The organism is Xenorhabdus miraniensis, assembly GCF_002632615.1.
Genome location: NZ_NITZ01000024.1, coordinates 30,893 through 52,953 on the forward strand (window position 1 = coordinate 30,893; position 22,061 = coordinate 52,953).

A 22,061-nucleotide genomic window follows, 5' to 3' on the forward strand; every position below is an offset into this window, starting at 1 on the left:
ATTCAGATTGAAATGTCGTTCACTGCGCAATTATTTTACGACACGCAAGGTTGGGCGGCCTTTTGGTGGTTGAGGTGGTTCATCGTCTGGTGACTTATCATCACGAGAAATTTTCTTATCGTGGATAAGTACCAAATTGTCTGCTACTGGCGAATCCACTTCTTCTGACTCGCTATTCTCTTCATAGGCGAGTTCAGGTTCAAACATCATTCCCGCGCCATTCTCACGGGCATAAACCGCAAGAACAGCCTCCATTGGGACAGTGACTTGACGTGCAACACCACCAAAGCGGGCATTGAATCTAACTTCATCGTTGGTCAATTCCAAATTACCAACTGCCCTCGGTGAAATATTCAGGATAATTTGCCCATTCTGTGCATATTCTAATGGAACGTTTACGCCGTACAGACTAACATCCACAACAATATGCGGGGTCATTTCATTATCCAACAACCACTCATAATGTGCCCGCAGTAGATAAGGGCGACGTGGAGACATTTGAGTCATCTCCATAAATTAACTCCGTGATTGTAAACGCATTTCACGTTCTGCTTCCGTCAACGAAGCCAAAAATGCGTCACGTTCAAATACACGCTGCATATAGACTTGAAGATCTTTTGCGCCCGGGCCTGACAACTCAACGCCCAAGACAGGCAAACGCCACAGCAGCGGAGACAAGTAACAGTCGACCAAGCTGAATTCATCACTCATGAAGAAAGGCATTTCCCTGAAAATAGGCCCAATAGCCAGCAATTCTTCAGCAAGCTGTTTCCGTGCAGCATTAGCCTCCTGAACATTTCCTTCCTGAATTTTGTACATCAGAGAATACCAGTCTTTTTCAATTCTATGCATCATCAGGCGGCTGGAGCCACGAGCAACAGGATACACAGGCATGAGTGGCGGATGTGGGAAACGCTCATCCAGATATTCCATAATGATGCGAGAATCATACAGGGTCAGTTCACGATCAACGAGAGTAGGAACTGACTGGTAAGGATTCAGATCAATTAAATCCTGAGGTAAGTTACCTGCTTCAACGTGTTCAATCTCAACGCTGACCCCCTTTTCCGCCAGTACAATTCGCACTTGATGGCTAAAAATGTCGGTCGGGCCGGAAAACAGAGTCATTACCGAACGTTTGTTGGCAGCGACAGCCATGAAAACCTCCAAGTTTATCTAAAAAAAGGAACGAACAGCCCTTCAGTGAACAGCGGCCATTCTCGCTCATATTCTCATCCTGTTTCGCGCTTATTATCCGAGGTTGTTATCCCTTCATCTTTCAAGTAACAGCATTGCTGGCGGTAACGAGAAATATTTTGAAGATATATTTTACCTCTGCCAAATCAGGCAAACTCATGGATAAGGCAAAAAATTATTACTAGTCTACCAGATTTTGCACATTTTGTGAGGAAGTACATCGAGAATTAATGATGAAATATTAGAATCTAAAGATTTGTTTCTTTAATATGCTATTTTTTGGCGAAAAATAGCGGATTATCGAAGAATGAAAAATCTCATGACATAAAAAAACCCGCCATAAAATGACGGGTTTTCAACTTTAATCCAATGCCACAAGGGTGGCAATAAATTAACGTTTGGAGAACTGTGGACGACGACGTGCTTTGCGCAGACCCACTTTTTTACGTTCAACTTCACGAGCATCGCGAGTAACGAAGCCAGCTTTGCGAAGATCAGAACGCAGAGTCTCGTCATAAGCCATCAGTGCACGGGTGATACCGTGACGGATTGCGCCTGCCTGACCAGAAATACCACCACCTTTAACAGTGATGTATAGATCCAGTTTGCCCAGCATTTCAACCAGCTCAAGTGGTTGACGAACAACCATGCGCGCAGTTTCACGACCGAAGTAAACTTCGAGGCTGCGTTGGTTGATTACGATGTTACCGCTACCTGGCTTAATGAAGACACGCGCGGAAGAGCTTTTGCGGCGACCAGTGCCGTAGTATTGATTTTCAGCCATTGCCTATAATCCCGATTAAATGTCCAGAACTTGTGGTTGCTGTGCCGCATGGTTGTGCTCGCTGCCCGCGTAAACTTTCAGTTTACGGTACATTGCACGACCCAGTGGCCCTTTTGGCAGCATGCCTTTAACCGCGATTTCAATGACACGCTCAGGACGGCGAGCAATCATCTCTTCAAAGGTCGCTTGCTTGATACCACCGATGTGGCCAGTGTGGTGATAATAGATCTTGTCAGCACGTTTGTTGCCGGTTACAGCAACTTTTTCTGCGTTAACAATAATGATGTAATCACCAGTATCAACGTGCGGAGTATATTCCGCTTTGTGCTTGCCGCGCAGGCGACGAGCTATTTCAGTTGCAAGACGGCCTAAAGTTTTGCCATCTGCGTCAACAACATACCAGTCGCGTTTTACGGTTTCTGGTTTAGCTGTAAAAGTTTTCATTAAAGCTTACCCAATTATAAGTTACACGTTGGTGAACACTCGATGTTCAGAAACTGTTTTTGAGGTTCACACGACTCATGTCCAGCAAACCTACCCCTTCGAATAGCCTATGCCGGCACTATTGCAAGTTTTTTGGGAAAAAAATCCTGCTGTAACGTGGGGTCGCAAGATTATAGAGAAGTCATTGTAAAAAATCGACCCCAAATTCAATAATTATCCAGTAGGCCGATGCTGCCTTCTCCCATAAGAGTCAAGATATCAAGGTAAATGAGGAAGTTTCAAGTATTCTTCGCTTTGCATTTCCTGTAATCGGGACAAACAACGCCGATATTCAAACGTCAGCAATTCTCCCTGATAAATCTGCTCCATTGATACTTCAGCATTGATAATAAGCTTCACATGCCGTTCATAGAATTCATCAACTAATGCAATGAAGCGTCGTGCTGCACTTTCATACAAAGTGGTCATTATTGGCATGTCATGCAGCAACACCGAATGATAAAGTTTCGATAACGCAATGTAATCCAACTGGCTGCGGGGATCTTCGCACAAGGTTTTAAAGCTGATGGCTAATATCCCGTCAACGCTGCTGATTGCGGGCATACTGCGATGATTAATCTGCAAAACCGGATTCGGTTCACCTTCCCGCCCGGACAAACGTTGGAACATATGCTGCATCTCCTGCCGATTTTCTTCCGATAATGGTGCCAAATAGAGATGTGCCTGTGTGAGTGTCCGCAACCGATAGTCAATGCCCGCATCAACATTCATGACATCGCAATATTTTTTTATTTGCTCAATGGCTGGCAGAAACCGCGCGCGCTGCAATCCATTTCGGTATAAATCATCCGGTGGAATGTTGGATGTTGCTACCAATGCAATGCCCCGCACAAACAGGGCTTCCAGCAAAGTACCGAGGATCATGGCATCCGTGATATCAGAAACAAAAAACTCATCGAAACAGAGTATATCCGTCTCTGCCTTGAAGCCATCAGCCACTATCTCCAAAGGATCTTCATACCCTTGCAGGGCCATTAGCTCTTCATGCACCCGCAACATGAAACGATGAAAATGGAGGCGTAACTTTCGCTCTGTGGGCAGGCTCTGGAAAAACATATCCATCAACCATGTTTTCCCACGCCCGACACCGCCCCACATATAAAGCCCCTGAACTGGACGGCACGGTTCAGGGATTTGCCGCCCAAATAACCTGCCAAATATTCCTTTCAGTTTATTGGATTGTGAAGAATGGCAAGGGCTGGCATTAATAAGATCGTGATGAAGAGTATCCAAGCGTGCAACCGTATTGCGCTGCACATCATCAGGCTGGTACTGACCGTCAGACAACGCAGATTGATAGAGAGATGAAGGTGTAATCGGTGACATGAAAGTGACAATCCTTAAAAATTTTATTCTCAGCACGTATGGCATTTTACTGATATAGAGTCGCGTCAATCTCTTCTGATTTCAGTTCATTATATGATTTATTATCCAAAATTTCGCTTTACTGGCGACGCTGCAACTTAAAATCTATCGGATATAATTCACTGCATACCCTAGCAAATCTGTATAAAATTAACACATTAGATGGTGTATAAATTAATTAAATAATAATCAATATTCCACTCTGACTAAATTAGCGGTTATAGTGGTAGTAATGATATTGCAGAACTGATATTGCAAAACAATGATGTGACTAAAGGAGTTGCCATGACTTGGGAATATGCACTGATCGGATTAATCATTGGTTTTATCGTCGGCGCGCTGGCTGTCCGCTTTGGCAGCTCAAAGGTACGCCAACAGAATGAACTACAAGCAGAACTAGAGAAAAACCGGACTGAGTTAGAAGAGTATCGCAAAGAGTTGGTCAGCCATTTCGCCCGCAGCGCTGAGTTACTTGATAATATGGCTCGCGATTATCGTCAGTTATATCAGCACATGGCCAAAAGTTCCAACGACCTGATGCCTAACATGCCGATACAGGATAACCCTTTTAATTATCGCCTGAGCGGATCCGAAGCCGAGAAAAATAAAATGGCATCGGACATACCTCCACGGGATTATTCTGAGGGCGCATCCGGCCTGTTTCGTCCTATCCAAGATAAGAAACAATAAATTTTTTTGCCGTGGTAACATTCGGTGCCACGGCGCACTAACCGTGAATTCACGTAAATACCTGTAAAGAAATTCTTTGAAACTACATTATTAGTGAACTTTGCTGAATAATCAGTAGTCATAGCAGCATCGAATTAATTATGCTTAGAACCTATCCCGATAAGCGTAATTTCCGGGAAGATTAAACTCCCTGACAGGATAGGTCTCTTAAGTACAACTTCCCTTTTTTGGCTATAGGTATTAAGAGAACGTATTCAATGAAAAGAAAAAATACATTGCTTAGCGCACTTGCTATCAGTATTGGACTGTCTTTAGCTTCAGTTCCAATGGTAAGTAATGCAGCATTACCTGCTGCCGTGGCCTCTCAAGAATTGCCCAGCCTGGCACCAATGCTGGAAAAAGTACTTCCTTCCGTTGTTACCGTGCATGTTTCAGGTACTGAAGTACAAAATCAACAGCTTCAATTACCCGAAGATTTCCAATTCTTCTTTGGGCCTGCTTTTCCGCCACAAGAACAGCGAAGCCGCCCATTCAAGGGGTTAGGATCCGGCGTTATTATTGATGCCAATAAAGGCTATGTGCTGACCAATAGTCATGTCATTGAAAATGCCAACAAAATACGAGTCCAATTAAACGACGGTCGCGAATACTCCGCAAAACTGGTTGGGCGCGATCCACAAACGGATATCGCACTCTTAGAACTGAAAGATGCCAAAAACCTGACAGCCATTAAGTTCGCTGATTCCGACCAACTGCGCGTCGGGGATTATGCCGTAGCAATCGGTAATCCATTTGGGCTAGGGCAAACTGTTACATCCGGGATCATTTCCGCTCTTGGCCGCAGTGGCCTGAATTTGGAAGGTCTGGAAAACTTTATCCAGACCGATGCGTCCATTAACCGCGGTAACTCAGGTGGTGCCTTGATTAACCTGAAAGGGGAATTAATCGGTATTAACACCGCCATTATTGCACCGGGCGGTGGTAACGTGGGTATTGGTTTTGCTATCCCAAGTAATATGGCCCGGAGCCTTTCTGCACAACTCATTGCCAATGGAGAAGTCAAACGTGGCATACTCGGGATCAAAGGAACCGAAATGAGCGCAGATATCGCTAAGGCACTCAACATTGATGCACAACAAGGGGCATTTGTCAGCGAAGTTATACCTAAATCGGCTGCCGCCAAAGCGGGTATCAAACCAGGGGATGTATTGGTTTCCTTTGATGGTAAGAAGATCAACAGCTTTGCTGAATTGCGGGCAAAAATTGGCACAACCGTTCCGGGCAAAGCTATCAAAATTGGCCTGCTGCGCAAAGGGAAACCACTGGAAGTCACCGTAACATTGGATAACAGTGATGGTCAGTCAACTAAAGCAGAAAAACTGAGTATGGCCTTGCAAGGAGCAACCCTGAGCAATGCCACTGTGAAAAGCACTCAAGGCATCAAAGTAGACTCCATTGCTCAGAACTCGCCTGCCGCACTGTCTGGTTTGCAGAAAGATGACCTAATTGTTGGCGCCAATAATGCGCGTGTGCGGAATATTGGCGAATTGCGTAAGGTCATTGAAGATAAAGCTTCAGTTATCGCATTAAGCGTCATACGTGGTGACGATAATATTTATCTGTTACTGCGTAATTAATCAATTAAGTATTAAAAACGCGATCTAATACCCATGACAGACACAGTATCATGCTGTGTCTGTTCGCTTCTATGCTATTCTTCTTTTCAATCAATTATTACTGAATAATGCCATGCTGACCAAGTTATTGCGCTCTATACTGATAGGTTTATTAATTGCAGCTATTTTGCTGATTGCCATTCCTTCCCTGCAACCCAATGGCTTAAAAAATCTCCTGAGCGATAACACCAGCAATCAAGTTTACAGTTTCAGCCAAGGAGTCAGGCGGGCAGCTCCTGCTGTTGTCAATATTTATAGCAGCAGTATGGGTAGTTTTTCCCATGAAAGCCGGGAACTCCGGCCCCTGGGTTCTGGCGTTATAATGAGTGAACATGGCTATATTCTGACTAACAAGCATGTCATCAATAAAGCCGGTTCCATCATCGTCGCCCTGCAAGACGGTCGTTTCTATGAAGCCCTGTTGGTCGGTTCAGATGACCCAACCGATTTGGCGGTTTTGAAAATTAATGCCACAGATATTCCTGTGATCCCCATCAATCCTAAACGTGTAGCTCATGTAGGAGATGTCGTTCTGGCTATCGGTAATCCATACAATTTGGGGCAAACCATCACGCAAGGCATTATCAGTGCGACAGGGCGTGTTGGGCTTAGTCCGACCCGCCGCCAGAATTTCCTGCAAACAGATGCCTCAATTAATCAGGGTAACTCCGGGGGCGCTTTGGTTAATACGTTAGGGGAATTAGTCGGGATCAATACGTTAACGTTTGATAAATCAGAGTTTGGCTCAACACCTGAAGGATTGGGATTTGCCATTCCAACGAAACTGGCTACGACAATCATGCAGAAATTGATCCGTGACGGACGGGTCATTAGAGGATATATAGGTATCACAGCCAGAGAATTACCCCATATCCGCTCATCAGGCAGTAGTATCAATCAAATTCAAGGCATGCGTGTTTTTCAGGTCGCACCGGGAGGCCCTGCCGAAAAAGCAGGCATCAGAGTGGGTGATATCATTACCAGCGTCAATCACCAACCTGCCGTTTCACCCACTGAAACAATGGATCAAGTCGCAGAAATTCATCCCGGTAGCGTTGTTCCTGTCACCGTACTGCGTGATGGAAATTCATTGACCCTAAGTGTCACTATTGATGAGTTTGATGGTTAGTGAAATTAATGGCTAGTGAAATTAATGGCTAGTGAAATTAGTGTCTTGAGAATCTGCACACTCGAAACCTGAACACTGCATGGAAAAAGGTGTTTAATCCCCCGCCCCTTTATGGACGAGGGATTAAATGAACGAAGAAAAAAACTAATTTCGCTTAATCAGTTGACTTAATTCGCTCAATATTCGCCCCAAGGCCACGCAACTTATCTTCAATGTGCTCGTAACCTCGGTCGATATGATAAATACGATCTACAACTGTAGTTCCTTCAGCAATACAACCTGCCAGCACTAAACTTGCCGAAGCGCGCAAGTCAGTCGCCATCACCTGAGCGCCAGACAGCTTTTCAACGCCGTGGCATAGCACTGTATTGCTCTCGATTTCTGCCCGAGCGCCCATACGAATCAACTCAGGAATGTGCATAAAACGATTTTCAAAGATGGTTTCTGTGATCATTCCTGCACCATCCGCAACCATATTCAACAAGCTGAATTGCGCCTGCATATCGGTCGGGAAACCCGGATGCGGAGCCGTGCGGAATGTGACTGCTTTAGGGCGCTGACCGTGCATATCAAGACTAACCCAATCCTCTCCCACTTTGATGTCTGCACCCGCTTCACGCAGTTTCGCTAAAACAGCATCCAGTGTATCGGGCTTGGCATGACGGCAAACCACTTTGCCACGGGAAATCGCCGCAGCCACCAGAAAAGTGCCTGTTTCGATACGATCAGGCAGAACACGATGAACCCCACCGCCTAAACGGTCAACCCCCTCAATCACGATGCGATCAGTGCCTGCACCACTGATTTTCGCTCCCAACGTATTGAGGAAATTAGCCGTATCTTCAATTTCAGGTTCACGCGCCGCATTCTCAATGACAGTTGTACCTTCCGCCAATGTTGCCGCTGTCATAATAGTCACTGTTGCCCCGACACTGACTTTATCCATGACAATGCTGGCCCCTTTCAGACGGCCATCTACAGAAGCTTTGACATAACCTTCATCCAGCACGATTTTCGCACCAAGCTGCTCCAGCCCGGAAATATGGAGATCGACAGGACGGGCCCCAATGGCACAACCGCCCGGCAAAGAGACTTGCCCCTGACCAAAACGCGCCACCAGCGGCCCCAATGCCCAGATGGAAGCACGCATTGTCTTGACCAGTTCGTAAGGAGCACAATATTCATTGACTCCACTGGCATCAACAAAAACGGAGCCATTACGTTCCACTTTCGTTCCCAGGCGATTGAGCAATTTGATGGTGGTATCAATATCCTTCAATTCAGGAACATTCTGTAATTCAACTGGCTCTTCTGCCAACAACGCTGCGAACATAATTGGTAATGCGGCATTTTTTGCCCCGGAAATCGTAACCTCTCCCGACAGGCAAGTAGGCCCTTTCACACGAAATTTATCCATCTGTCATGATTCTCTTGTTTAATTCAAAGTGTGCTGTTCGCGGCGAAGCAAACAGCCTCAAAATCCCTGAAGCTTGCGGTCACGCTGCCACTGCGCAGGTGTATAAGCTTTGATTGACAACGCATGAATGCGATTATCTGCAATGTATTCCATCAGAGGAGCGTAAACCGTTTGCTGTTGTTTGACTCGGCTCAAGCCATCAAAAATTGCGCCAACGACAATAACCTGAAAATGGCTGCCATCACCGCTAACGATAACTTCATCAAGTGCCAGACTTTCCATCAGCACTTTTTTAATTTCATTATTATCCATAAATTGCTCACACTCATTGTTAGAAAATAGTGTCGTTAAAAAATAATAGTAGACGCCTATCCTAATGGAATCTAGACGACTCTTAAACCAAGAAAAACGCCCCTGTAAGAGGATGGCTTACAAGGGCGCTGATTATCGAAAGAAAGAATTACGCTTTGGGCTGGTTATCGTTCAGAAGACTTTGCAGACCATACAACGTAACCAACGTTTCCAGACGTTCTCCCACACCTGAAAGTGTCAGAATTCTACCCTGTTGCTGACATTCTCCCTTTAAGCGAACAAAAAGAGCCAGCCCGGTGGAATCCACATGATGAAGCTGGGAAACATCTATGTTATCGATCCCCTCCATCACTCGGTCTTTTTGTTGCCACAAAGGAAGCAGGCTGTCACGATCCAATGTTCCTTTCAGAAACAGTGTACTCTCCGTTTTCTCCCAGCTCACGGTCTCCTGACTGGCTGGTGCTTTACCGACTATGCCACTATCAAGAATATCCTGTTTCATATCACTTTTTCTTTTCTAAAGTGATTGGCGCTTTCGCGCTGATAGACAATTGTTCAGTCAGCCCATCAATACCTTTCTGACGCAGGATATCCGCCCACTCATTCTGTTTAGTGGTGATCATGCTCACGCCTTCAGCGATCATGTCGTAAGCCTGCCAGTAACCCGTTTTACTGTTTTTACGCCATTGGAAATCCAAACGAATCGGCGGTTGCCCATTGGAATCAGTAATCGTGACACGGATTGCCACTATTGTCTTATCGCCCAATGGCTGCTCTGGTGCAATTTGGTAATTTTGCCCATGATACATAGCCAAAGCCTGACCATATGCCTGTTCCAGATAGGATTCAAACGCCTTGAAATAAGCATCACGCTGCTCAGGTGTCGCTTGTTTGTAATAAGGCCCCAACACCAGTGCGCCAGCATATTTTATTTGCACATAAGGCAACAATTCTTGGCGTACAATTTGACGCAGGACTTCTGGGTTCGACTGAATCTGCGGTTGATCATTCTTCAAACGGGTAAACGTTTTTTCTGCCGCATCTTTCATCAATGCGTAGGGATTAGTTTGATCCGTAGCGCTGGCCAATGGCGCAACCACAAACAACGCAACCATGAGTAATCGCTTAAACATAAGTATTATTTCTCCTAAGCAGTGGTTTACTGGTTAGTGTGCTTGTTCAGGTGTCGAAGCGGATTTTTCCTGATTTCCGCTACCGCTCTTATACAAGAACTGACCAATCAAATCTTCAAGTACCATCGCTGGCTTGGTATCTTCAATCTTGTCTCCATCTTTCAACATGGAGGTTCCCAAATCAGGGTCATCAAAACCAATATTGAGTGCAATATATTGTTCACCCAACAACCCTGAGGTTCGGATAGAAAGCGAGCTGGTATTGGGTATATTGTCGTATTGCGTAAAAATATCCAATTCAACCTGTGGCGTATAGGTTTTGTGATCCAACCAGATTTTTTCCACACGGCCAATCACCACGCCACCGACTTTCACCGGTGAACGCACTTTCAGGCCACCAATATTGTTAAATGCGGCATAGACACGATAAGTTGGCTGACTGCCGAAAGAACGGATATCCGCCACTTTCAGACATAAGAAAATGATTGCAGCCAATGCAATCAGAACAAAAGCCCCAACCCAAATTTCATTTTTCTTGTTTTGCATCAACTTAGTTCCCAAACATCAGTGCTGTCAGCACAAAATCCAAACCCAATACCGCCAACGACGCATGAACTACTGTACGCGTTGTCGCCCTGCTGATCCCCTCCGACGTTGGGATAGCGTCATAACCATTAAACAGAGCAATCCACGTTACTGTGATGGCAAAAACGACACTTTTGAGAAAACAGTTCAGCAAGTCTTTTTGCCATTCCACCGCAGATTGCATGGACGACCAGAAAAAGCCTCCATCAATGCCTTTCCAATCCACGCCGACAATCGCGCCCCCCATGATCCCAACAGCAACAAAGATCAGAGACAACAAAGGCATGCTGATAAAACCCGCCCAAAAACGTGGAGCAATCACTCGACGCAGTGGGTCAATAGCCATCATTTCCAGACTGGAAATTTGCTCCGTCGCTTTCATCAAACCAATTTCTGCGGTCAAAGCTGAACCCGCCCGCCCCGCAAACAACAGCGCCGTCACCACAGGCCCTAACTCACGCAACAGTGAAAGCGCTACCATCATGCCAAGGCTGCCCTCGGCACTGAATGTGCTCAAAACCAGATAGCCCTGCAATGCCAGAACCATGCCGATAAACAGCCCTGAAACCACAATAATCAGCAAAGATTGAACACCCACGCTATAAAGTTGCTGACGCAAGAGTTTCCATTGTCTGGCAGGCTCCGGCTTACCAATAATTGCACTGAACAACATGAAACCCGCACGACCGAATGAAGCCGTAACCTCAATCATGCGCCGGCCCAATGCTGCCAATGCTCGTGTTAACATCACCATTCCATTATCCTAATAACTCAGTTTTGTAATCCCCAGCAGGGAAACGGAAAGGTACTGGCCCATCAGCGATACCATCCAGAAATTGCCGTACCCGCTGATCCTGATTCATTTTCAATTGTTCTGGCGTCCCTTCTGCGATCACTTTCCGTTCAGCCACAATATAGGCATAGTCAGCAATACTCAGAACTTCAGGTACATCGTGGGAAACCACAACACACGTAACACCAAGTGCGTGATTCAGTTCATCGATCAGTTTCACCAAAACCCCCATCGTGATAGGGTCTTGACCAACGAACGGTTCATCAAACATGATTAAATCAGGATCGAGTGCGATTGCCCTCGCCAATGCCGCCCGCCTTGCCATGCCGCCAGACAGTTCCGATGGCATCAAGTACGCAGCACCACGCAACCCTACCGCTTCCAACTTCATCATCACAGTTGTATGAATCAACTCTTCGGGTAATTGGGTATGCTCACGCAAAGGAAAAGCGACATTGTCAAAAACATTCAGATCGGTAAACAATGCACCTGACTGAAATAACATGCTCATTTTCTTGCGGGCAGCATAAAGACGTGGACGGGACAACGCTGGAATATTATCGCCATCAAACCAGATTTCGCCGCGTTCAGGGCGGATTTGCCCTCCAATCAGACGCAACAAAGTGGTTTTTCCTATACCGGAAGGCCCCATGATGGCGGTAATTTTTCCTTTCGGGACGGTCAGATTAATATCAGCAAAAATCGGGCGTTGACCTCGGGTGAAATACATACCGCAGATCTCAATTAGATTTGCTGTTTGTTGACTCATTGTTGATAGCCCCTAACCGTTAATAGAACTGTCTTCATTACTTTATTTAAATAATCCATGACGCATACTACAAAAAATTGCCCAGTTTGCGTTAGCAAAGTGGTGACAAATTTTACTTTTTATCTCTTGGCCGTCAGAATGTATAAGTCTAGCTGAATAAACATTTCATGTTTAGAAATCAACCACTATTAGCATTATGCTCGGAATAAATCTTATTTAAGGCGCCCCCATGTTTCTGACTATTGTACTGCTCATTACCGGGTTGATTTTACTAGTATATGCTTCTGATAGATTGGTTTATGGTGCTGCGGTTTTTGCCCGTGCCATGAAGATCCCTCCATTTATTATTGGGCTGATCATTATAGGAATCGGAACCTCACTGCCAGAACTCATGGTGTCTATTACAGCAATTTTAGACGGGCTGCCGGACATGGCCGTAGGCAATGCCATTGGTTCCAATATTACTAACCTGCTGCTGATTACAGGCGCTGCGGCTTTCATCAGGCCAATCACAGTGAAATCCAATATCCTGCGTCAGGAAGTGCCACTGATGCTGGTGATCACTGCATTTGCCGGATATCTGTTATCTAACAGCTACCTAAGCCGTCTGGATGGTATCCTTTTGTTGCTTTCAGCCCTTTTCTTCATCGCCCTGATGATCAAAATGACCTCATTATCCCAGTCTGATGGCATGGATAGTTATACTCAGGAACGAAATGCGGAATTACCTGTCGAAGGCAACAAAGGCATTGCCCTGCTTTGGGTTGTTTTGGGTTTGATTATTCTCCCCATTTCTACCCGTATGGTGATTGACAACGCAACTGTCATTGCGCGTATTTATGGAGTGAGTGAATTGGTCATCGGGCTGACTATCCTTGCCGTGGGAACCAGCTTGCCTGAACTCGCCACTACGATTGCCGCGGCCATAAAAGGTGAGAATGATATGGCAATGGGAAGTATCATTGGCTCTAATGTATTCAATATCACCCTCGTTTTGGGTATTCCCGCCATACTTTCCCCCAGCGTTATTTCACCTGAAGCTTTTTCCCGGGACTTTTGGGTCATGATGGCAGCCAGTATACTATTCACGGTATTCTGTCTGGGAAGAAAGCACCGATTGAACCGATTAAACGGCATCTTGTTATTGAGCTGTTTTATCACTTATTTTGTCGTACTTTTTGTTTCTAATTATTACGGTACGCATTAATTGCCGATTGAATGGGAAAAGAGTGGGAAATAGAAATGCCTAAGATCGATTTTCAGCAAGCAGGTAAGAAAGTATTACACATCGAACTCAACGGACTGGCTGGTCTGGAACAATATATCAATGACGATTTCAGTCAGGCCTGTGAATTGATGTTTAGTTGTGAGGGAAAAGTCATTGTCATGGGAATGGGCAAATCCGGCCACATTGGGCGGAAAATCGCTGCAACATTTGCCAGTACCGGAACGCCTTCTTTCTTCGTCCATCCCGGCGAGGCTAGCCACGGCGATCTTGGCATGGTGACATCAAAAGATATCGTTCTGGCAATTTCCAATTCAGGTGAATCAAATGAAATTCTGGCGTTGATTCCTGTTCTCAAGCGACAAAAAGTTCCGCTAATCTGCATGACAAATAACCTTATCAGTAGCATGGGAAAAGCCGCTGATGTCCATTTATGTATTAAAACGCCACAAGAAGCCTGCCCGTTGGGCCTTGCACCAACCACCAGCACGACAGCCACGCTTGTCATGGGAGATGCTTTGGCCGTTGCCCTCTTACAAGCCCGTGGTTTTACTGCCGAAGATTTTGCACTTTCCCACCCGGGGGGCACGCTGGGGCGCAAACTTCTATTACTGGCTAGTGATTTAATGACCACTGGTGATGACATTCCCCGTGTTCCACGTACAGCAACATTGCGTGAAGCTTTGGTGGAAATCACACGCAAGAAGCTAGGTATGACAGTTATTTGTGATGCTGACATGCAGATCAACGGAATTTTTACTGATGGCGATTTACGCCGGGTTTTCGATATGGGAATCGATTTAAACCATGCGAAAATCTCTGATGTGATGACCTCCGGAGGCATCCGCATCAAACCCAACGCCCTGGCCGTTGATGCGTTAAATCTGATGCAATCACGCCACATTACGTCCCTGTTGGTTACAGAAGGAGACAAATTGCTTGGTGTATTACATATGCACGACCTTTTACAGGCCGGGGTCGTATAATAGTATAAACCTTAAGAGAATCCCTTAATGAGTCAAAAAGAGTATCTGGACACCTGCTATGGTCCGGTTAACAAAGATATTATCGAAAAAGCCAGTAAAATTCGTCTCCTGATTTGTGATGTTGATGGCGTTATGTCTGATGGACTGATCTACATGGGTAATCAAGGGGAAGAGCTGAAAGCGTTTAATGTTCGTGATGGTTATGGCATCCGTTGTTTAATCACTTCGGGCATTGAAGTTGCGATTATTACCGGCCGCAAGGCAAAACTGCTGGAAGATCGCGCAAAAACATTAGGCATTACACATCTTTACCAAGGCCAAAACGATAAGCTTTTGGCGTATCAAGAACTGTTGGATAAACTAGCGTTACAGCCAGATCAAGTTGCCTATATTGGCGACGACCTTATTGACTGGCCCGTTATGACACAGGTTGGATTATCTGCTGCGGTTGCGGATGCCCATCCACTGCTGTTGCCGAAGGCAGATTATGTGACCCGGATTGCGGGTGGTCGTGGTGCAGTCAGGGAACTTTGTGATTTGGTGCTCTTCGCTCAAAATAAGCTGGAAGGTGCCAAAGGATTATCCATATAAACTAAAATTGAAAAAAGAATGAGCAAAATTCAATCCTGGCTGATTGCAACACTGATACTGATCGCGCTTGCGTTGATTGGCTGGAATTTATCTAATGTAAATGATGATACGTCATCCACCATTGTGGATGACGGTTATCCCTCTTATCAAACCCAAAAAGCCATTACTTTCGTCTACGATCCAGAAGGAAAGTTGGTTTACAAACTGGTCTCCGACGATGTTAAAAACTATGCGGAAACGAAACTGACTTGGTTTACCAAGCCCGTATTAACAACATTTGATCCGAATAGCATCCCTGGAACCCCAATCCCTACATGGACAGTACGTTCCAATCAAGCCAAACTAACCAATGATAAAATGCTCTACCTGTATGGGGATGTCCAAGTGGATAGCCTGTCCGATGCGTCACAACTGCAACGGATCACAACAGACAATGCGACCGTCAACCTCACAACTCAAGATGTCGCATCTGATGACCAAGCCACCCTTATTGGCATTGATATAAAGTCTGTTGGCATGAAAATGCGCGGCAATCTGCGAAACAAAACTGCTGAATTGATTGAAAAGGTGACCACTCGTTATGAGATTCCACATGAACAACCTAATCCGTAATACCGTTATTGCCAGTACGCTTTTTGCAGTAAGCCTGCCTGTACTGGCCTTGAAAGATGATACGAAAAAACCTATTACCATTGACTCAGCGAGACAGTCGCTGGATTTAACGGGTAACGTTGCCACATTTACGGACAGCGTTGTTGTCAAACAAGGCTCGATCGATATTCATGCAGATAAAGTCGTTGTCACCCGTCCAGAAGGGGATTCGAATAAGACTGTCATTGAAGCCTTCGGCAACCCAGCGACTTTCTACCAATTGCAGGATGACGGCAAACCCATCAAGGGGCATGCCTCAAAGATGCGCTATGAGATGAACAATGAGCTGGTTACTCTGACAGGTAATGCCTATCTTGAACAACTGGACAGTAATATCAAGGGCGATAAAATCACTTACCTGGTACCAACACAACAAATGGAAGCCTTTAGTGATAAAGGTAAACGTGTTACCACCGTCCTGTTACCTGCTCAGCTACAGGAAAAAGGCCCGGGTGCTGATGTTCAAAAAACTGATGTTCAAAAAACTGAGCTTCAAAAAACTGAACTTCAAAAAAAGAGTAAATAACGGCATATGGCAATACTAAACGCAGAAAATCTGGCTAAGGCCTATAAAGGCCGTAAGGTCGTTGAGAACGTCAGCCTAAAAGTGAATTCAGGGGAAATTGTTGGCTTACTTGGTCCCAATGGCGCAGGTAAAACCACCACTTTTTACATGGTAGTCGGCATTGTTCCACGTGATACCGGCACCATTACGATTGATGAAGAAGACATCAGCCTGATGCCGTTGCATGAACGCGCCCGTCGTGGGATAGGCTATTTACCGCAAGAACCCTCTATTTTTCGTCGTCTGAGCGTATTAGACAATTTGATGGCTGTCCTTGAGATCCGCAAAGACTTAAATCAGGAACAACGAAAAGCGCGCGCAAAAGAGTTGATGGAAGAATTTCACATCGCTCATCTGAGTGATAACCTTGGGCAATCACTCTCTGGTGGTGAACGCCGCCGTGTAGAAATTGCCCGAGCGCTGGCCGCCAATCCCAAATTCATCCTATTGGATGAGCCTTTCGCTGGTGTTGACCCAATTTCCGTACTGGATATTAAAAAGATCATTCAACACCTGCGGGATTGCGGTCTGGGAGTCCTGATTACCGATCATAATGTCCGTGAAACACTGGATGTTTGCGAGCGGGCTTATATCGTTAGTCAAGGCAACTTGATTGCCCACGGAACGCCTGATGAAATCCTGAGTAACGAACAGGTCAAACGCGTCTATCTGGGTGAAGGCTTCCGCCTTTAATACTCATTCTTCTGTCAGCCAGACGCAATGCAGGAAATCATTCAAGCTAGATTTAAGGAGAAAGTAGTAACGCTATGAAGCAAAGTTTGCAACTCAGGCTCAGTCAACAATTGGCGATGACGCCCCAGCTCCAGCAAGCTATCCGTTTGTTGCAACTTTCTACGCTTGAACTTCAGCAAGAGATCCAGCAAGCGTTGGAAACCAACCCGCTGCTTGAACAAGATGATCTGCATCAGGAAGTGGATAGCCAAGAGCTTCCTGACGCTGATTTTGAAACAGCAGCGATGGATACCCGCGAAGCACTTGAACAGAAAAATATGCCTGAAGAGTTGCCATTGGATACCAGTTGGGATGAGATTTACTCCGCTGGCACGTCTTCAGGGACCAGCAGTGACTACAACGCGGATGATTTTCCCATGTATCAGGGAGAAACCACCCAGACACTGCAAGATTATCTGATGTGGCAGGCAGATTTGACGCCGTTTACCGAAACGGATGCCGCCATTGCCACTTCGATTATTGATGCGATTGATGATACTGGTTACCTGACCATCTCGACTGACGAAATTCTTACCGGCATGGGTGATGATGAACTCACTCTGGAAGAGGTTGAAACTGTTCTCAAGCGTATACAGCATTTTGATCCCATTGGCGTTGCTGCCCGTGATTTACGTGAATGCCTGCTTATCCAGCTTTCAATGCTGCCGTCAGAGACGCCTCACTTAAACGACACCAAACTCGTTGTCAGCAAGTACCTTGAATTGCTGGGCAACCGGGACTTCCGTAATTTATTACGTCAGAGCAAATTAAAAGAGAGCGCCCTAAAAGGGGCAATTGATATCATTCAATCTCTGGAGCCGAAACCGGGGTTGGCAGTCAACACCGGTGAATCCGAGTATGTTATTCCTGATGTATTGGTGCAGAAAGAAAATGAAAGCTGGCAAGTCAGGCTAAATACCGATAGCATCCCCCGTCTGCGCATCAACCAACATTACGCAGCACTGGGACAGCAGGCCCACAATGAGAGTGACAGCCTGTTCATTCGCAATAATTTGCAAGAGGCCAAGTGGCTGATAAAAAGCCTCGAAAGCCGCAATGAGACATTATTGAAAGTCGCAAGCAGCATTGTCGAACGGCAACAAGACTTTTTTGAATATGGTGAGGAACACATGAAACCGCTGGTACTGGCTGATATCGCCTATCAGGTTGACATGCATGAATCCACCATTTCCCGTGTGACGACACAGAAATACCTGTATAGCCCACGAGGAATTTTTGAACTTAAATATTTTTTCTCCAGTCATGTCAACACCGATAGCGGGGGCGAAGCTTCTTCTACCGCAATACGTGCTCTGGTGAAAAAACTGGTCGCGGCAGAAAACCCGGCCAAGCCTCTGAGTGACAGTAAATTAACCAGTATACTGGCTGAACAAGGCATTCAAGTGGCGCGGCGAACTGTCGCAAAATATAGAGAGTCGTTATCCATCCCGCCTTCAAACCAACGCAAAAAGCTGGTTTGAACAACACAGAGAAGGAAAACACTATGCAACTCAATGTTACAGGCCACAATATTGAAATCACAGATGCACTGCGCAACATTGTAAACACCAAATGCGGCAAGCTGGATCAATATTTCGATAAGATTAACCTCATTCAGGTCATCCTCCGAGTGGAAAAGGTGCAGAAGATTGCCGAAGCCACAGTACATGTTAATGGAGGTGAGTTGCATGCAACCTCAGAGCATGAAGACATGTATGCGGCAATTGATGCACTGGCAGATAAGCTAGCGCGTCAATTGACCAAACACAAAAGTAAATTGAGACAACATTAACAGCTTTCAGGCAACGGGGCCGTCATACAATTATTGCTGTTCTATCTCTATACCCAATGAATTTCAAGATGCAGCCAACAAAGCGGCAACTTGAAAGACGGCGGGTATAAACAGTGCATCAATACCGGATGCCTCAATTAGGTATCCGGTATAACAAGGCCCTAAGTGAATAAAGAAATGAACAACGAAACAGATTTACCACTAAGCTCAGTGCTTTCGCCCGAATGTACACGTAACAACGTACCGTGTTCGAGTAAAAAGCGTGCCTTAGAAATTATCAGTGAGCTGGCATCAAAACAGCTTGGATTACCAGAATATGCTGTATTCGAAGCCATTCTTTCCCGCGAGAAAGTGGGAACAACTGGCATTGGCAACGGGATTGCAATTCCCCATGGCAAATTGGACAAAGAATGCTCTAAAAATGCCGTTGGCGTATTTTTGCATCTGGAACAACCCATCACCTTTGATGCCATAGATAATCAACCTGTTGACCTCTTGTTCGCTTTATTGGTGCCATCGGATCAGTGTCAAACTCATTTACACTCACTATCATTGATTGCAAAGCGCCTTGCAGATAAAACTCTCTGCCGTCGTCTGCGCTCAGCACAGAGTGACGAAGAGCTATACAAAATCATTACTGAATAAACAGCGATTACAATTATAAACATATAGGGGAGTCGCCTCATGGTGCTGATGATAGTCAGTGGTCGTTCAGGTTCCGGAAAATCCGTTGCCCTGCGTGCGTTGGAAGATATGGGCTTCTATTGCGTGGATAACCTACCAGTTGTATTGCTGCCAGAACTGGCAAACACGCTGGCTGAACGCGATATTTCAGCAGCAGTTAGCATTGATGTCAGAAATATGCCGGAATCACCAGAAGTCTTCGAAGAGGCTCTCACGCAATTACCGGACAGTTTTTCACCACAATTGCTGTTTCTTGATGCAGATCGCAATACTCTGATCCGTCGCTACAGTGACACGCGTCGTTTACATCCGCTATCAAGTAAAAATCTGTCACTGGAAAGTGCAATTGACCAAGAAAGTGATCTGCTGGAACCTCTGCGCTCTCGTGCCGATTTGATCATCGATACCTCTGAAATGTCTGTCCATGAACTGGCAGAAATGCTCAGGACGCGTTTACTGGGTAAACGGGAACGTGAACTTACCATGGTATTTGAATCTTTTGGTTTCAAACATGGCATCCCGATCGACGCAGACTATGTTTTCGATGTGCGTTTCCTGCCAAACCCTCACTGGGATCCAAAACTGCGCCCAATGACCGGTTTGGATCGTCCTGTTGCAGCATTTTTGGATCGCCATACAGAAGTGCATAACTTCATTTACCAGACCCGCAGTTATCTTGAACTTTGGCTGCCTATGTTGGAAACCAATAACCGCAGCTACCTGACTGTTGCCATTGGCTGTACAGGCGGTAAACACCGCTCTGTCTATGTTGCTGAACAGCTGGCAGATTACTTCCGTTCTCGTGGTAAAAACGTGCAATCACGTCACCGCACACTGGAAAAACGTAAATAGTGCAGCCAATGTAAGTAAAGCATGACAGTCAAACAACAGCTTGAGATTAAAAATCGGCTTGGTATACATGCCAGACCTGCGATGAAACTGTATGACCTTGTGCAGCAATTTCAATCGCAGGTGATCCTGCGCAACAGCAATAACTTACAAGCCGAAGCTGATAGCGTGATTGCCATGCTTATGCTGGATTCCGAACAAGGCAGCTATATTGAAGTCGAAGCAACCGGGCCTGATGAACAGCAGGCGCTGGCAGCTATTGTTGAACTCTTTAATTCTGGTTTTGACGAAGAATAGTATCCTCTTTCTAAGAACATTGGCTCGGAAGGCTTCTTATCAAAAAGAGTAACCTTCTCTCCGCCTCAAAAACTTCATGGTTTAATCGGTTGGGGGCAGCTACCCGGTCGCCACCCCTTATTGGAGAGAGTATAAAATCTATGCTCACCCCGTTTTTGCAACACCGATTTTGAGCTTGATACTTTGCAGCATGAATATTTACTTATTATCCATTGCTTAGATTTGATTTTTTATGAACAAAATCAACTTAAAAAACACCCCAAAAAGGGGGTATTTTAAGCGGAACAATGAGTATCATATCAACAATTTTTGATTATAACTCTATCTGAATGAAATTGAGGTATTCATATTCTCACCCTAGGGTATTATCCTGATTATTTGATAAGGCGTTAGTTATCGATCTTAATGCACTAAGAAAGAAATAAATATTCATGCTCTTTTCCTGACTGGATATATTATATATTGTATAGTGATCTGCAATATTTATACTTTAACAATATTTATTTTTTATATTTAAATGATCAAATATTAATTGATTTTTAATAATCATACACATTAAACAATCAGACAATAGATGACATGTTTTTTTAAAACGAATAACATTACTTGTATTCCCAATATGACTTGTATACATTGTATTCACCTTGCAGGTCATGTATTTAAGGTGTTGATCATACTCAAACATAATATTCACATTCAATGAAAATACCGATAACTTTGTCATGCTTCCCAGATTTTTGAATAACCAAGAGTCTTACGGTTCAGACGGTTAATCCGGTTATGTAAGGTTAAGTTTTCACGTTCGATACGTTGGGTAAAATATTTCCCAACCAGATGTTTGGCTGAAGGCAGTAAATTATAGGCACGGTAGTTATCAGTACACCAAAAGGCTACCTTGAATTTAGACAGTCTTTTCAAGAACTTTTTTAGTGTTTTCTTTTTTCGTCTACCAAAAGCATGCGCAATGATACGTTTTAGGCGAAACTCCCAAGCATACCATAACCAACGTTGACACTTTTTATTCCCGACGAATGACCTCCGTAATGTTAAAGCAGGCCGAAGTGACAGTGACTTTGACGGTCTTAGGAGGACAGGAATGTTACTTAAATATTAAGAAAAACAAGAAGGAAGTGAAAAGACAAAATAGAAAAATCTTGAGGACCAATTAAAATTAAAGTTTATTTATCATAATGTTATGATAAATTCTCTATATTTACTAAACAACCACAAAATAATTTAACCCGAATTCTGCTTAAGCCATCACTGGAAGATCTTCTTCTGAGTAGAAAACTTTAAGTGATGGTTTTTTCAATTTAAGGCAGTAAGCAATGACTG

26 protein-coding genes and 1 pseudogene are annotated in these 22,061 nt (G+C 44.9%); 14 read left to right on the forward strand and 13 right to left on the reverse strand.

The genetic code is table 11. The features are described 5' to 3' along the window. Positions 1 to 30 precede the first annotated feature (30 nt). The 5 genes from sspB to zapE form a co-directional block, all read right to left on the reverse strand. Positions 31 to 513, reverse strand: coding sequence for a ClpXP protease specificity-enhancing factor (gene sspB / locus Xmir_RS18430; RefSeq protein ID WP_099115584.1), 483 nt, complete (start codon positions 511 to 513; stop codon positions 31 to 33). A gap of 3 nt (positions 514 to 516) precedes the next feature. Further along, a complete protein-coding gene (gene sspA / locus Xmir_RS18435) occupies positions 517 to 1,158 on the reverse strand; it encodes a stringent starvation protein SspA (protein ID WP_099115585.1) in 642 nt (213 codons plus the stop codon). Positions 1,159 to 1,588: 430 nt separating this feature from the next. Further along, positions 1,589 to 1,981: a 30S ribosomal protein S9 gene (gene rpsI, locus Xmir_RS18440; RefSeq protein WP_010847761.1), complete on the reverse strand. Its 393-nt coding sequence runs from the start codon at positions 1,979 to 1,981 to the stop codon at positions 1,589 to 1,591. A 15-nt stretch (positions 1,982 to 1,996) separates the two neighbouring features. Then, positions 1,997 to 2,425, reverse strand: a complete 429-nt coding sequence (gene rplM, locus Xmir_RS18445; RefSeq protein WP_038259580.1) for a 50S ribosomal protein L13 — start codon at positions 2,423 to 2,425, stop codon at positions 1,997 to 1,999. 258 nt (positions 2,426 to 2,683) lie between these two features. Beyond that, positions 2,684 to 3,811, reverse strand: a complete 1,128-nt coding sequence (gene zapE / locus Xmir_RS18450) for a cell division protein ZapE (RefSeq protein WP_099115586.1) — start codon at positions 3,809 to 3,811, stop codon at positions 2,684 to 2,686. A gap of 324 nt (positions 3,812 to 4,135) precedes the next feature. Here zapE and zapG point away from each other — a divergent pair, with 324 nt between their 5' ends. The 3 genes from zapG to degS all read left to right on the forward strand — a co-directional run bounded on the left by zapG (position 4,136) and on the right by degS (position 7,345). Continuing rightward, positions 4,136 to 4,540, forward strand: a complete 405-nt coding sequence (zapG, locus tag Xmir_RS18455) for a Z-ring associated protein ZapG (protein WP_099115587.1) — start codon at positions 4,136 to 4,138, stop codon at positions 4,538 to 4,540. A gap of 257 nt (positions 4,541 to 4,797) precedes the next feature. Continuing rightward, on the forward strand, positions 4,798 to 6,177 hold the full coding sequence (degQ, locus tag Xmir_RS18460) for a serine endoprotease DegQ (protein WP_099115588.1): 1,380 nt from the start codon (positions 4,798 to 4,800) through the stop codon (positions 6,175 to 6,177). A 112-nt stretch (positions 6,178 to 6,289) separates the two neighbouring features. Beyond that, a complete protein-coding gene (gene degS / locus Xmir_RS18465; RefSeq protein ID WP_099115589.1) occupies positions 6,290 to 7,345 on the forward strand; it encodes an outer membrane-stress sensor serine endopeptidase DegS in 1,056 nt (351 codons plus the stop codon). Positions 7,346 to 7,499: 154 nt separating this feature from the next. Here degS and murA read toward each other — a convergent pair whose 3' ends face one another. The 7 genes from murA to mlaF form a co-directional block, all read right to left on the reverse strand. Next, positions 7,500 to 8,762: a UDP-N-acetylglucosamine 1-carboxyvinyltransferase gene (murA, locus tag Xmir_RS18470; RefSeq protein WP_099115590.1), complete on the reverse strand. Its 1,263-nt coding sequence runs from the start codon at positions 8,760 to 8,762 to the stop codon at positions 7,500 to 7,502. 57 nt (positions 8,763 to 8,819) lie between these two features. Further along, the gene (gene ibaG / locus Xmir_RS18475) at positions 8,820 to 9,074 is read right to left on the reverse strand and encodes a BolA family iron metabolism protein IbaG (RefSeq protein ID WP_099115591.1); all 255 of its coding nucleotides are present in this window, start codon (positions 9,072 to 9,074) and stop codon (positions 8,820 to 8,822) included. A 148-nt stretch (positions 9,075 to 9,222) separates the two neighbouring features. Continuing rightward, positions 9,223 to 9,576 carry a lipid asymmetry maintenance protein MlaB gene (gene mlaB, locus Xmir_RS18480; protein WP_099115592.1) on the reverse strand — a complete coding sequence of 118 codons (354 nt, stop codon included), beginning with the start codon at positions 9,574 to 9,576 and terminating at the stop codon, positions 9,223 to 9,225. Between the two features lies 1 nt (position 9,577). Beyond that, on the reverse strand, positions 9,578 to 10,207 hold the full coding sequence (gene mlaC / locus Xmir_RS18485; protein ID WP_099115593.1) for a phospholipid-binding protein MlaC: 630 nt from the start codon (positions 10,205 to 10,207) through the stop codon (positions 9,578 to 9,580). A 33-nt stretch (positions 10,208 to 10,240) separates the two neighbouring features. Beyond that, complete coding sequence (gene mlaD, locus Xmir_RS18490; RefSeq protein WP_099115594.1) at positions 10,241 to 10,753, reverse strand: outer membrane lipid asymmetry maintenance protein MlaD; 513 nt, start codon at positions 10,751 to 10,753, stop codon at positions 10,241 to 10,243. Positions 10,754 to 10,757: 4 nt separating this feature from the next. After that, positions 10,758 to 11,540 carry a lipid asymmetry maintenance ABC transporter permease subunit MlaE gene (gene mlaE, locus Xmir_RS18495; protein WP_099115606.1) on the reverse strand — a complete coding sequence of 261 codons (783 nt, stop codon included), beginning with the start codon at positions 11,538 to 11,540 and terminating at the stop codon, positions 10,758 to 10,760. A gap of 10 nt (positions 11,541 to 11,550) precedes the next feature. Further along, positions 11,551 to 12,354: a phospholipid ABC transporter ATP-binding protein MlaF gene (mlaF, locus tag Xmir_RS18500; RefSeq protein WP_099115595.1), complete on the reverse strand. Its 804-nt coding sequence runs from the start codon at positions 12,352 to 12,354 to the stop codon at positions 11,551 to 11,553. A 229-nt stretch (positions 12,355 to 12,583) separates the two neighbouring features. Between mlaF and Xmir_RS18505 the strand changes: the two genes are divergently transcribed. The 11 genes from Xmir_RS18505 (at position 12,584) to npr (ending at position 20,726) form a co-directional block, all read left to right on the forward strand. Next, the gene (locus Xmir_RS18505) at positions 12,584 to 13,561 is read left to right on the forward strand and encodes a calcium/sodium antiporter (protein WP_099115596.1); all 978 of its coding nucleotides are present in this window, start codon (positions 12,584 to 12,586) and stop codon (positions 13,559 to 13,561) included. 35 nt (positions 13,562 to 13,596) lie between these two features. After that, positions 13,597 to 14,565 (forward strand): arabinose-5-phosphate isomerase KdsD, encoded by a 969-nt coding sequence (gene kdsD, locus Xmir_RS18510; RefSeq protein WP_099115597.1) that lies wholly within the window; start codon positions 13,597 to 13,599, stop codon positions 14,563 to 14,565. Positions 14,566 to 14,592: 27 nt separating this feature from the next. Then, positions 14,593 to 15,156, forward strand: coding sequence for a 3-deoxy-manno-octulosonate-8-phosphatase KdsC (kdsC, locus tag Xmir_RS18515; RefSeq protein WP_099115598.1), 564 nt, complete (start codon positions 14,593 to 14,595; stop codon positions 15,154 to 15,156). A gap of 18 nt (positions 15,157 to 15,174) precedes the next feature. Further along, positions 15,175 to 15,768 carry an LPS export ABC transporter periplasmic protein LptC gene (lptC, locus tag Xmir_RS18520; RefSeq protein WP_099115599.1) on the forward strand — a complete coding sequence of 198 codons (594 nt, stop codon included), beginning with the start codon at positions 15,175 to 15,177 and terminating at the stop codon, positions 15,766 to 15,768. Continuing rightward, positions 15,749 to 16,333: a lipopolysaccharide ABC transporter substrate-binding protein LptA gene (gene lptA / locus Xmir_RS18525; protein ID WP_099115600.1), complete on the forward strand. Its 585-nt coding sequence runs from the start codon at positions 15,749 to 15,751 to the stop codon at positions 16,331 to 16,333. The genes lptC and lptA overlap by 20 nt, the downstream gene beginning before the upstream one ends. Before the next feature lie 6 nt (positions 16,334 to 16,339). After that, entirely contained in the window at positions 16,340 to 17,065 is a 726-nt protein-coding gene (gene lptB, locus Xmir_RS18530) for an LPS export ABC transporter ATP-binding protein (RefSeq protein ID WP_099115601.1), read from the forward strand. 74 nt (positions 17,066 to 17,139) lie between these two features. Further along, entirely contained in the window at positions 17,140 to 18,585 is a 1,446-nt protein-coding gene (gene rpoN / locus Xmir_RS18535; RefSeq protein ID WP_099115602.1) for an RNA polymerase factor sigma-54, read from the forward strand. A 23-nt stretch (positions 18,586 to 18,608) separates the two neighbouring features. Beyond that, complete coding sequence (hpf, locus tag Xmir_RS18540; protein WP_099115603.1) at positions 18,609 to 18,896, forward strand: ribosome hibernation promoting factor; 288 nt, start codon at positions 18,609 to 18,611, stop codon at positions 18,894 to 18,896. Positions 18,897 to 19,073: 177 nt separating this feature from the next. Further along, a complete protein-coding gene (gene ptsN, locus Xmir_RS18545) occupies positions 19,074 to 19,541 on the forward strand; it encodes a PTS IIA-like nitrogen regulatory protein PtsN (RefSeq protein ID WP_047963569.1) in 468 nt (155 codons plus the stop codon). Between the two features lie 39 nt (positions 19,542 to 19,580). After that, positions 19,581 to 20,432: an RNase adapter RapZ gene (gene rapZ, locus Xmir_RS18550; protein ID WP_047963568.1), complete on the forward strand. Its 852-nt coding sequence runs from the start codon at positions 19,581 to 19,583 to the stop codon at positions 20,430 to 20,432. 21 nt (positions 20,433 to 20,453) lie between these two features. Then, positions 20,454 to 20,726, forward strand: coding sequence for a PTS phosphocarrier protein NPr (npr, locus tag Xmir_RS18555; protein ID WP_099115604.1), 273 nt, complete (start codon positions 20,454 to 20,456; stop codon positions 20,724 to 20,726). Between the two features lie 677 nt (positions 20,727 to 21,403). Here the strand turns inward: npr and Xmir_RS18560 are convergent. Further along, positions 21,404 to 21,761: pseudogene (locus tag Xmir_RS18560) on the reverse strand (IS1 family transposase); the annotation flags it as partial. Positions 21,762 to 22,061: the final 300 nt, after the last annotated feature.